The organism is Actinomadura sp. NTSP31 (assembly GCF_041951385.1).
Taxonomy (GTDB): domain Bacteria; phylum Actinomycetota; class Actinomycetes; order Streptosporangiales; family Streptosporangiaceae; genus Spirillospora; species Spirillospora napierensis.
In genome coordinates this window covers 468,867-480,379 of record NZ_JBGNUT010000004.1, presented here as the reverse complement: position 1 = coordinate 480,379, position 11,513 = coordinate 468,867, and the positions used below count along the sequence as shown (strand labels likewise).

At 74.8% G+C, this 11,513-nt stretch carries 9 protein-coding genes and 1 riboswitch; of the genes, 1 reads left to right on the top strand and 8 read right to left on the bottom strand.

The annotated features are described in order from the left end of the window. Window positions 1-106: 106 nt before the first annotated feature. On the bottom strand, window positions 107-2,983 hold the full coding sequence (gene gcvP, locus ACA514_RS09660) for an aminomethyl-transferring glycine dehydrogenase (protein ID WP_375040685.1): 2,877 nt from the start codon (window positions 2,981-2,983) through the stop codon (window positions 107-109). Between the two features lie 170 nt (window positions 2,984-3,153). Beyond that, window positions 3,154-3,248, bottom strand: a riboswitch (glycine riboswitch). A gap of 282 nt (window positions 3,249-3,530) precedes the next feature. Here gcvP and ACA514_RS09655 point away from each other — a divergent pair. After that, window positions 3,531-6,017 carry a YbhN family protein gene (locus ACA514_RS09655; protein WP_375040684.1) on the top strand — a complete coding sequence of 829 codons (2,487 nt, stop codon included), beginning with the start codon at window positions 3,531-3,533 and terminating at the stop codon, window positions 6,015-6,017. Between the two features lie 60 nt (window positions 6,018-6,077). Here the strand turns inward: ACA514_RS09655 and ACA514_RS09650 are convergent, their stop codons facing one another. The 7 genes from ACA514_RS09650 to ACA514_RS09620 all read right to left on the bottom strand — a co-directional run bounded on the left by ACA514_RS09650 (window position 6,078) and on the right by ACA514_RS09620 (window position 11,471). After that, window positions 6,078-6,683, bottom strand: a complete 606-nt coding sequence (locus tag ACA514_RS09650) for a MerR family transcriptional regulator (RefSeq protein WP_344283429.1) — start codon at window positions 6,681-6,683, stop codon at window positions 6,078-6,080. Between the two features lie 469 nt (window positions 6,684-7,152). Continuing rightward, window positions 7,153-7,623: a bifunctional nuclease family protein gene (locus ACA514_RS09645; RefSeq protein WP_151546279.1), complete on the bottom strand. Its 471-nt coding sequence runs from the start codon at window positions 7,621-7,623 to the stop codon at window positions 7,153-7,155. Window positions 7,624-7,764: 141 nt separating this feature from the next. Next, window positions 7,765-8,484 carry a MerR family transcriptional regulator gene (locus ACA514_RS09640; protein ID WP_375040683.1) on the bottom strand — a complete coding sequence of 240 codons (720 nt, stop codon included), beginning with the start codon at window positions 8,482-8,484 and terminating at the stop codon, window positions 7,765-7,767. A gap of 52 nt (window positions 8,485-8,536) precedes the next feature. Beyond that, window positions 8,537-9,067: an FHA domain-containing protein gene (locus ACA514_RS09635; RefSeq protein WP_375040682.1), complete on the bottom strand. Its 531-nt coding sequence runs from the start codon at window positions 9,065-9,067 to the stop codon at window positions 8,537-8,539. Between the two features lie 305 nt (window positions 9,068-9,372). Further along, window positions 9,373-10,125: a DUF881 domain-containing protein gene (locus ACA514_RS09630; RefSeq protein ID WP_375040681.1), complete on the bottom strand. Its 753-nt coding sequence runs from the start codon at window positions 10,123-10,125 to the stop codon at window positions 9,373-9,375. Further along, the gene (locus tag ACA514_RS09625) at window positions 10,122-10,454 is read right to left on the bottom strand and encodes a small basic family protein (protein ID WP_375040680.1); all 333 of its coding nucleotides are present in this window, start codon (window positions 10,452-10,454) and stop codon (window positions 10,122-10,124) included. The genes ACA514_RS09630 and ACA514_RS09625 overlap by 4 nt, the downstream gene beginning before the upstream one ends. Before the next feature lie 123 nt (window positions 10,455-10,577). Then, complete coding sequence (locus tag ACA514_RS09620; protein ID WP_375040679.1) at window positions 10,578-11,471, bottom strand: DUF881 domain-containing protein; 894 nt, start codon at window positions 11,469-11,471, stop codon at window positions 10,578-10,580. Between the last annotated feature and the right edge of the window lie 42 nt (window positions 11,472-11,513).

Below are 11,513 nucleotides of genomic sequence, written 5' to 3'. Positions count from 1 at the left end.
CCCCCCCGCGGGTCGCGTGGGGGTTTCGCCGGGGCGCGCCCGGGGAGGGGGTAACCGCCCTCTCGACCGTGACGGGGGTTCCAGGGGGTCGCCCCCCTGGGCCAACTCAGTCCTCGAACGCCTCCGGGGGCGGGCAGGAGCAGACGAGGTTGCGGTCGCCGTAGGCCTGGTCGATGCGGCGGACCGGGGGCCAGTACTTGGTCTCGCGGAGCGCGGGGACGGGGTAGGCGGCCTCGTCGCGGGTGTAGGCGTGCTTCCAGTCGTCGGAGACGAGGCAGGCCGCGGTGTGCGGGGCGTTCTTGAGCGGGTTGTCCTCGCGGTCGTAGCCGCCGTCGGCGACGCGCTGGATCTCCCGGCGGATCTCGATCATGGCGTCGCAGAACCGGTCGAGCTCGGCGAGGTCCTCGGACTCGGTGGGCTCGATCATCAGGGTGCCGGCGACGGGGAAGGAGAGCGTCGGGGCGTGGAAGCCGTAGTCGATGAGGCGCTTGGCGACGTCCTCGGCGGTGATCCCCGTCTCCTTGGTGATCTTGCGGAGGTCGGCGATGCACTCGTGCGCGACGAGCCCGTTGCGGCCGGTGTAGAGGATCGGGTAGTGCGGGCCGAGGCGGGCGGCGAGGTAGTTGGCGCCGATGATGGCGCCCTCGGTGGCGGCGCGCAGGCCGTCCGGGCCCATCATCGCGATGTAGGCCCAGGAGATCGGCAGGATGCCCGCCGAGCCCCACGGGGCGGCGGAGATCGGGCCGACGCCGGTCTCGGCGGGGCCGGCCTCCTCGCGCAGCGGGTGGTTCGGCAGGAACGGGGCGAGGTGCTCGCGGACGCCGATCGGGCCGACGCCGGGGCCGCCGCCGCCGTGCGGGATGCAGAAGGTCTTGTGCAGGTTGAGGTGCGAGACGTCCGAGCCGAACTCGCCGGGGCGGGCCAGCCCGACCAGGGCGTTGAGGTTGGCGCCGTCGACGTAGACCTGGCCGCCGGCCGCGTGGACGGCGGCGCACACGTCGGTGATCGACTCCTCGAACACGCCGTGCGTGGACGGGTAGGTCACCATGATCGCGGCGAGCCGGTCGCCGTGCTCGGCGATCTTGGCGTGCAGGTCGTCGAGGTCGACGTTGCCGCCCTCGTCGCACTTGACCACGACGACGCGCATCCCGGCCATGACGGCGCTGGCGGCGTTGGTGCCGTGCGCCGACGACGGGATCAGGCAGACGTCGCGGTGCTCGTCGCCGCGCGAGGCGTGGTAGCCGCGGATGGCGAGCAGCCCGGCCAGTTCGCCCTGCGATCCGGCGTTGGGCTGCACGGACACCTTGGCGTATCCGGTGATCTCGGCGAGCGCGTCCTCCAGCTCGCCGATCAGCTCGACGTACCCGGCGGCCTGGTCGAGCGGCGCGAACGGGTGGATGTTCGCGAACTCCGGCCAGGTGATCGGCTCCATCTCGGCGGTGGCGTTCAGCTTCATCGTGCAGGAGCCGAGCGGGATCATCGAGCGGTCGAGCGCGATGTCCTTGTCCTGGAGCCGGCGCAGGTAGCGCAGCATCGCGGTCTCGGAGCGGTGCGCGTGGAAGACCGGGTGGGTCAGGTAGGGGCTCTCGCGGCGCAGGCCGTCCGGGATGGCCTCCTCGGCGCCGGCGACCTCGGCGGGCACGCCGAACGCCTCCAGGACGGCGGTGACGTGCTCGGGCAGCGTCGTCTCGTCGCAGGCGACCGCCACCTGGTCGGGGCCGGACGGGCGCAGGTTGATCCCGCGCTCGCGGGCGGCCTCGGCGACCTCCGCGGCCCGGCCCGGCACGCGGGCGAGGACGGTGTCGAAGAACGCCCCGTGGACGACCTCGACGCCGCCGGCGCGCAGCCCCGCGGCGATCTCGGCGGCGCGGCGGTGCGTCCGCTGGGCGATGGCGGCGAGCCCCTCGGGCCCGTGGTAGACGGCGTACATGCTCGCCATCACGGCGAGCAGGACCTGCGCGGTGCAGATGTTGCTGGTGGCCTTCTCGCGGCGGATGTGCTGCTCGCGGGTCTGCAGGGCCAGGCGGTAGGCGGTGGCGCCGTCGGCGTCGACGGACACGCCGACGAGGCGTCCGGGCAGCTGCCGCTGGATGCCCTCGCCGACCGCCATGTAGCCGGCGTGCGGGCCGCCGAACCCGTACGGGACGCCGAACCGCTGCGCGGAGCCCACGGCGATGTCGGCGCCGGACTCCCCCGGCGGCCGCAGCAGCGTCAGGGCGAGCAGGTCGGCGGCGACGACGACCTTCGCGCCGCGCTCGTGCGCCTGCGCGGCGAGCGGCTCCAGGTCGCGGACGACGCCCGACGCGCCCGGGTACTGCAGCAGGACGCCGAAGAAGTCGCCGTCCGGCAGCCCGCCGGACAGGTCCGCGGTGACGACCTCGATGCCGAGCGGGACCGCCCGGGTCCGCACGACCTCGATCGTCTGCGGGAGCGCGTCGGCGTCCACCAGGAACGTCCCGGGCTCCTTGCGCTTGGACACGCGGTGCGCCAGGGCCATGGCCTCGGCGGCGGCGGTGCCCTCGTCCAGCATGGAGGCGTTGGCGACCGGCAGGCCGGTCAGGTCGGCGACGACCGTCTGGAAGTTCAGCAGCGCCTCGAGGCGGCCCTGCGAGATCTCCGGCTGGTAGGGGGTGTAGGCGGTGTACCAGCCCGGGTTCTCCAGCACGTTGCGCAGGATCACGCCCGGCGTGGTCGTCCCGTGGTAGCCGAGGCCGATCATCGAGGTGAGCACGGTGTTGCGGGACGCCAGCTCGCGCAGCCGGTCCAGCGCGGCGGTCTCGCTCAGCGCGGGCGGCAGGTCCAGCGGCCGGGAGGTGCGGATCCCGGCCGGGACGGCGTCGTCGATCAGCGCCTCGGCGCCGGAGTAGCCGATGGCGGCCAGCATCCGGGCCCGCTCGTCCGCGGACGGGCCGATATGGCGGTCCGCGAACGTGGAACGGGCGTCCTGGGGCGAGGCCACGGGGGCGAAGAACTGGGCGGTCATGGAGGGCCTCCTGGCTGCTGCGGTCGCTCAGGGCGGCCGCCGGCACTGCCGGCGGCCGGTCTCCCCCTCTGTCATCGGCACCTGAGAGCTTCCCCCGCGCGCGGGATTTCCCCTTCGGTGAGCCGCCCCTCCCCGGCCAGGGGGAATCGGCGCCTGCTTTCCAGAGGTGCCTCGCCCGAGCGGTCCTTTTGCCTGAGAGGTTCCGGGGAGGTTGCCCCTTCGGCGCCCCACGCTGGCCGCGTGGGGTCTCTCCCGCACAGGGTCGACGGCATGTCCGGAACAAACCCTACCCAACCATCGCCCCGGCGATCGTCGCGCGCCCCCGCCGGCCGTCGAGGCGGCGGTGCGTCCCGCCGCGCGGAACCGGGGTGGCGGGCGGCCCCGGGCATCTACCGGCAAGTACGATGTGCACAGCTCACCGGGGCGGAACGGGCCGCGAGCCGGGCCCGGCCACCGGGCGGGACGGGCCGCGAGGCCGCCCGGGCGGCCGGCCGGACCGGGGGCCGCCGCTCGACGGCGCCCCGCCGGCCCTGGGACGCTGATCACGATGGCGGACGGTCAGGGCGGCGGTACGGCGGTGACACAGACCCACGGCGGGGCGGTGCGCCCGGCGACGGGCGCCACCGCCGGCGTCCCCGTGGACGAGCCCGCCCAGCCGGACCGGATCCGCCGGTCCGGCGACGCGATCAGGTTCGGGGTCTCCTGCGTGGGGCTCGCGGCGGTGATGCTGCTGGTGTCGATCGCCCAGCAGACCACGCACGGGCTGCAGACCGACATCGCGCAGGGCACCGCGCACGCCCCCCGCATGCTGCTGTCGCTGGCCACCCTCGCCTCCAGCTTCGGCGTGCTGACCGCGCCGATCGCGTTCGCGGTCGAGCGGCTGCTCCGCAAGGACGGCATGCGGGTGGCGATCGCGCTGCTGGCCGCCGTGATCGCGTTCGGCGTCACGGTCGGCCTGGACGACTGGGTGACCAGCGCGGCGCCCGGCGGGGTGCTGGACTCGCTGATCTGGGGCGGCACCAGCACCGCGCCGGTGCACACCGACATCGCGCCGGTGATCGCGTTCGTCACGGCGGTCGGGATGGCGGGCCGGTCCCGCTGGCAGGCGGTGACGTGGACGCTGATCGGGCTGGCCGCGCTGACCGGGCTCACCGCGTCGTACGCGTCCGTCGCGGCGCTCGCCGCCACGTACCTGCTCGGCCGCGCGATCGGCTACGGCACCCTGTACGCGGCCGGCACGCCGAACCCGCGGCCGTCCGGGACGGCGGTGGTCTCCACGCTGGAGCGGCTGGGGCTGTGCCCGCGCCGCGCCGCCCGCCTCGACGACCCCGGCGAGACGGGCCTGGACCGCCGCTACGGCGTCCTGCTCGACCGGGACTGCGGAGAGGACGGCGCAGCGCGGCGGACCGGCCCGTGGGACCTGGAGGTCCGGGTCCTGGACCGCGACCAGCAGACCGCCGGGCTGCTGTACCGGATGTGGCGGACGCTGCGGCTCAGCCGCACCACCACGGGACGGGCGCTGCGCCCGCTGCGCCGCTCCCTGGAGCTCGAGTCCCTGATGGCGTACGCGGTGGACGCCGTGGGCGCGCGCACGCCGCGGCTGGTGGGGACGTCCGAGGTCGGCACGGAGGCCGCCCTGCTGGCCTACGAGCACGTGCCGGGGCGGCGGCTCGGGGACGTCCCGGCCGAGGAGCTCACCGACGGGATGCTCGCCGACGCGTGGCGGCAGTTCCGGCGGCTGCAGGAGGGCCGGCTCGCGCACCGGCGGCTGGAGGACGACGCGGTCCTCGTCGGCGACGACGGCCTCGTGTACCTCACCGACATGCGGTCCGGCGAGATCGCCGCCGGCGACCTGGCGCTGCTGCTCGACCTGGCGCAGCTGCTCACCACCGTGGCCCTGCACGCGGGGCCCGAGCGCGCCGTCCGGACCGCCGCGTCCGTGCTCGGCGAGGACGCGCTCGCCGCGGCGGTCCCGCTGCTGCAGCGGGTGGCGCTGTCGCGGGCGACGCGGACGGCGCTGCGCCGCGACCGGGACCTGCTCACCCGGATCCGGGAGCAGATCGTCGCGCTGAAGCCGGAGACCGAGGCGGCGCCGGTCCGGCTGGAGCGCTTCCGGCCCCGGACGATCTTCAGCATCGTCGGCCTGTCCGTCGCCGGGTACATCGTGATCCCGCAGGTCGGCAGCCTCGACTTCGCGCACCTGCTGTCGACGGCGACCTGGCACTGGGTGTTCATCGCGCTCGCCGCGTCCGCGGCCACCTACCTCGCGGCGGCGTACATGCTGCTGGGGTTCGTGCCGGAGCGGCTGCCGGTGGGGCGGACGGTGCTGGTGCAGGTCGCCGCGTCGTTCGTGCAACTGGTGGCGCCGGCCGCGGTGGGCGGCGTCGCGATCAACACCCGCTTCCTGCAGCGCGCCGGGATCCGCTCGGGCCCGGCGGTCGCCAGCGTCGGCGCGTCCCAGCTGGTCGGCCTGGTGGTGCACGTGCTGCTGCTGGTGCTGTTCGGCTTCCTCACCGGCTCCACCCACAACGCCACCAAGGACCTGGCGCCGTCCCGCACGATCGTGATCGTGGTGCTGGCGCTCGGCCTGGTCGCCGGCGCGGCGATGATGATCCCGCGGGTGCGGCGGTTCGCCGCGTCCCGGCTGCGGGCGATGTTCTCGGGCGTGGTGCCGCGGCTGGTGGACGTCCTGCAGTCGCCGCGCAAGCTGTGCACCGGCCTCGGCGGGACGGTGGGGCTGACGGCCGCGTACGCGCTCTGCCTGGACGCCTCGATCCGGGCGTTCGGCGGGTCGCTGCACTGGACGGCCGTCGTGGTGGTGTTCCTGACCGCCAACGCGGTCGGCTCGGCGGTCCCGACACCGGGCGGGCTCGGCGCGGTCGAGGGCGCGCTGACGCTGGCGCTGACGATCTCGGGGCTGACGGCGGAGACGGCGACGTCCGCGGTGCTGCTGTACCGCCTGCTGACGCTGTGGCTTCCCGTCCTGCCGGGCTGGGCGGCGTTCGCCTACCTCCAGCGCAAGGACGCGATATGAGGGGCCGTGCCGGCCGCGAGGGGGCGGCCTCCGCGGGACCCGCCCGCGGGCCGGGCCGGATCAGCCGGTGCGGCGGGCGCGCCGCCGGTTCGCCAGCTCGTCGTGGGGGTGCTCGTGGGGGTCCGGGTCGTCGGTGGCGGCGCGTTCGCCGGGAAGCTCCGCCAGGCTTCCCTCCACCTCCTGCCACACCCGTCCGAGCGCGATCCCGAACACGCCCTGCCCGCCCTGCAGCAGGTCCACGACCTCGTCGGCGGAGGTGCACTCGTACACGCTCACGCCGTCGCTCATCAGGGTGATCTGCGCCAGGTCCTGGACGCCGCGGTCGCGCAGGTGCGTCACCGCCGTGCGGATCTGCTGCAGCGACACCCCCGTGTCCAGCAGCCGCTTGACGACCTTCAGCACCAGGATGTCGCGGAAGCTGTAGAGCCGCTGGCTGCCCGACCCGTGCGCCGCGCGCACGCTCGGCTCGACCAGCTTCGTGCGGGCCCAGTAGTCCAGCTGCCGGTAGGTGATCCCCGCCGCCGCGCACGCCGTCGGGCCGCGGTAGCCGACGTCCTCCGGCGGCGCCGACACCTGCGTGTCGAAGAGCAGGCCCTGCTCTCCGGCGCGTCGTGACGCCATGTGCCTGTCGGGGGTCGCCTTGCCCTCGCCGCTGCTCACCGCCACGCGGACCTCCGGCTTCTATCAGCCCGTGGCGCTTCGTCAAGGGGGTTTGACGAATTACACCACGGGTGTTCCACCAGCACGGTAGGTGCCGGTCAGGGTGGGGTCAACGTTCGCCGTCGGCGCGTCGCATGCCCGGATGAACCGGCTTCACGTGGGCAAACCGCGCACGTTGGCCGCCACCGCACTCCTACCCCGATGGTCGCCCACCGGAAACTGCCAGGTCCAGGGCAATGCACGACCAATCGCGGCACGACACGACCTTACCCCCCGAAGTGACATTCCCCACTCCATCCCGGAAGTCCGGCCCGCACCGCTCCATCACACACAGTAACCGATGCCCGCGCGAAGAGCCGGGACGGGTGCGGCGGACCGCGCGCCCGGGGGCCAGGAGGCGCGCCTCTGGGGCGGCACGGGGAGCACAGGGAGCAAAGCGAGCGGGGCCTACGGCCGCACCTCCGCTCGGGCGGGTCTAGCCGGCCCGGCCGAAGTCCTCGGGGGAGATCGTGTCGAGGAACTCGCGGAACTTCTCGACCTCGTCCTCCTGCTCGTCGGGGATGGCCACGCCGGCCTCCTCGAGGACGTCCTCACTGGCGAAGATCGTCGCGCCGGTGCGCAGCGCCAGGGCGATGGAGTCGGACGGGCGGGCGCTCACCTCGACGCCGTTGGAGAAGACCAGGTCCGCGAAGAAGATCCCCTCGCGCAGGTCGGTGATGTTCACGGTGCGCAGCTGGACGCTCAGCGCGTCGAGCACGTCCCGGAACAGGTCGTGGGTCAGGGGACGGGCGGGCAGCACGCCCTGCTGGGCGAAGGCGATCGCGGTCGCTTCGACCGCCCCGATCCAGATGGGCAGGTAGCGCTCGCCCTCCGTCTCCTTCAACAGGACGATGGGCTGATTGGAGGGCATCTCGACCCGGACGCCGACGACCTCCATCTGCTTCACTGCGGCTCCCTGCTGGTCGACGCTGTCTCGATCACCACGTGCACCGGTCGGATCCTCGACGAACCCTGTAGCCCAACGTACACCCGACCCCGGACAGGGTGCGGCGGCGGCGGGGCGACAAATGCCTCCGCGGCCCGCCGGTCAGGGGTCGAGGCTTTCGCGCAGCCCCGCCGACAGCAGCGCGGCGTGCAGCCGGACCGACAGCGCCGCGATGTCGCGGGCGGTCTCGGCCGCCTGGTCGTGGGCGCCCGGGCTGCGGCGCCTCAGCTGCGGCGCGACCATCTGCTCGATCAGCCCGACCTGCCGGTCGGCGGCGGCCTTGGCGGCGCGCAGGTGCCGCACCTCGACGCCGTGCTGGCCGAGCGCGGCGGCGGCGCGGGCGACGGTCAGCGCCTCGCCGTCGTAGTGGGTGCCGTTGCGCCGGACGAGGCCGTACTCCTCCAGGTCGGCGAGCAGGTCCTCGCCGATCCCGGCGCCGTCCAGCAGCTGCCGGCGGGTCAGCCGGACGGCCGGGTCGGGCGCGTCGGCGCCGGCCGCGACCAGGGTGCGAGGACGGCGGGACGGCGCGTCCGGGCGGGCGCCGAGCGGCGGGACGGCCTCGCCGCGGTCGCGGGCCTCCAGGTGCTGCCGGATCGCGCGCAGCGGCATGTAGTGGTCGCGCTGCGCGGTGAGCACGAACCGGAGCCGCTCCACGTCGGCCGGGCCGAACTTGCGGTACCCGGACGGGGTGCGCTCCGGCTCGACGAGCCCCTCGGACTCCAGGAACCTGATCTTGGAGATGGTGATGTCGGGGAACTCGGTCCTGAGCAGCCCGAGGACGTCCCCGATGGTCATCGGGGACCGCGCCGGCCGCGCGTTCAAGGGCCCTCCCATCGTCGCCGCGCCCCCGTGCCCCCCGCCGCTCCGGTTCCGTTCAGGCGTGCGCCGGGTTGGTCAGGAAGACCAGCCGGAACTTGCCGATCTGGACCTCGTCGCCGCCGGACAGGCCCGCCTGGTCGATCCGCTGCCGGTTGACGTAGGTGCCGTTCAGGCTGCCGACGTCGCGGACGGAGAACGTGCCGCCGTGCCGCGCGAACTCGGCGTGCCGGCGGGAGACGGTGACGTCGTCCAGGAAGATGTCGCTCTCCGGGTGCCGGCCGGCGGACGTGCGGTCCTTGTCGAGCAGGAAGCGGCTTCCGGCGTTCGGCCCGCGCTTGACGACCAGCAGCGCGGTCCCGGGCGGGAGCGCCTCCATGGCGGTCTGGTCCGGGCCGGGCTGCTCCTCGGCCTCCTGGCCGGTGTCCAGCGCCTCGAAGCCGCCGATGGAGATCGTCGAGGTGGACTCGCCGGGCGACTCGCGGTACGGCGGCTGGGCGCCCCGCGTCAGCGGGGTGCCGCAGTTCGAGCAGAAGCGGGCATCATCCGGGTTGGCGTGACCGCACTGCGTGCAGTAAACGCTCGGCATAGATCGGCTCGGCCTCCTACCATCGGCGCGCCGCCCGCGGACGCCCCGCTGCCGCGGGGGCCGCCTGCGCCACGCGCATCCTTCACCCAACCCACGCCGGGGACCCGCCCCCGACCACGGTCCTGCTCACCGCCCGCGCACGCGACGGTCGCCGCAACTTACGCGGGTCTTGCCCGAGGGGTCAACCGGAACGGTGAACCGACCGCACCAAACTACCTTCGCCGATGATCGCCGGTCCACGCCGCCGCGCGGGCGGCGCCGATCGCGGCGTCCCGGACGGCCGTTCACCGCTCCCCCCGTTCCCTCTACGGAGACCGTATCGCGCTCACGGTCACTTTCGCGCGCGGGGTGATCGAGACGGCGGCGCCGGCGCCCTGGAGCGTCCGCACGACGCCGCCCGGGATGTTGAGCGCCGTGGTCATGGTGTGCGGGTCGCCGATGGCCAGGAACGTGTAGGGGGCGCGCAGCGGGCGCCCGTCGGCCTCGACGCCGTCGCGAGCGTCGAGGAAGTAGGTGTCGACCCCGGCGCGGACGTCGTTGACCTGCACGACCTCGGCCCCGGCGTCGCGGAGCTCCTCCAGCGCGTCCAGCAGGTCACCGGCGCGGACGCCGCCGCGGGGGTCCTGGACGAGCAGCTGGATCCCGGGGCCCTCGGCGGGGAGGGTGCCCGCCAGCAGCCCGTAGGTGGCGGCGCGCTCGCGGGCCTCCTGCAGCGCGGCGTCGCCCTGGGCGTCGCGCTGGAGTTCGGCTTTGGTCTCCTCGAGGTCACGTATGTCGCCCCGGAGCCGTTCGGAGCGCTGGCCCAGATCGGCCAGGGTGCCGACGAGCTCGTCCTGCCGGGCCGTGGCGAAGGTGGTGTCGCGCTTGGTCGACTGGATCTGCACGACCACCGCGAAGCCCACCACCACGCACAGCAGGCCGCCGGCGAGCTGCCCCCAGCTCGCCCTGGGCCGCAGCAGCTCCATGATCCCGGTCAGGGCGCCGGACCGCGCCGGCTCCGGCCCGGCGGGCCCGTCGGGCTCGCGGGCGCCGGGCGGCGTCTCGCCGTCGCCGCTCATGCGCCGAACAGCTTCCGGCGGATCCCCGCCGCGTTGGAGAAGATCCGGATGCCGAGGACGACCACCACGCCGGTGGACAGCTGGGAGCCGACGCCCAGCTTGTCGCCCAGGAACACGATCAGCGCCGCGATGACGGTGTTGCTGAGGAACGAGACGACGAACACCTTCTCGTCGAAGATCCCCTCCAGCCGGGCGCGGACGCCGCCGAACATGGCGTCGAGCGCCGCGACGATCGCGATGGGCAGGTAGGGCTGCAGCCACAGCGGGACGTCGGGGCTCAGGGCGAACCCGAGCACCACGCCGGCCACCAGCCCGATCAGCGCGATCATGCCCGGTCCGTCCCTTCCCCGCGTGCCGCCCCGGTGCCCGCCACCGCCGTGCTGGTCACCGCCGTGCTGGTCACCGCCGTGCCCGCCACCGCTGCGCTCATCACCGCTCCACCCATCGCCGCGTCACCCGCCCGCCCCCGGAGCGGGCGCGGCGTACCTCAGCCGGAGCGCGCCGGCCGCGGGCAGCCGCGCGCCGGATGTGCGCCGCGTGCCGTACCGGAGGCCGTAGCGGTCCTCCAGGGCGCGCAGCCTGCGGTCGGCGGCGGAGCCGGTGAACGCGGACCGCATGCGGTCCGGGTCGCCGAGCGCCGTCACCTCGTACGGGCCGGACAGCGCGCGGTAGTCGACCAGGATCGCCTCGCCCGCGGTGCGGATCGCGGTGACCGGCGTGAGCCGCCTCCCGTTGATCCCGATGGCGGTGGCGCCCGCCGCCCAGAGCCCGTTGACCAGCACCTGAAGATCCTGATCATAGACCCGGCCGCCGGACGCGCCGGCACGGTCGCCGCCGGTGCCGGGCGCGTCGTCCACGGTGACGACGAGGCCGCGGCCGGCGGCGGGCTCCGCGGCCGCGGCGGCGGCCTGCGCGGCGAGGTCCTGCCGGACGCGGCGGCCCGCGGCGCTGCGAGCGAGGGCGGCGGCCCGTTCCCGGCCGGTGTCGGCGCGCAGCCGGCCGAGGCGGCGCTGGAGGGCGTCGGTCTCGCCGGTGCGGGCGTGGATCTGGTCGATGAGGCGGGCGCGCTCCTTGGCCGCCACGGGCTCGCCGCGGCGCACCTGGGCGCCGGCCGCGGCGATCAGGACGCCGATGGCGACCAGCACCGCGAGCGTTCCGCTCCCCCGCAGCCGCCCGGCCCGCGCGCGGGTCCCGCCGTCCGCCGCGCGCCGTGCCGCGGCCTCGGCGTAGCCGGGGTCGAGCAGCTTTCCGGCGAACAGGTCGGACAGCAGGGACATCGAGGCGTCGGGGCGGCGCCATCCCGCTTCCCGCTCCGCCTCGTCCGGTCCCCGTCGTCGGCCGATCACCGCACCATGATGGCAAGCCCCGCCAAATCGAGCCGGGTCCGC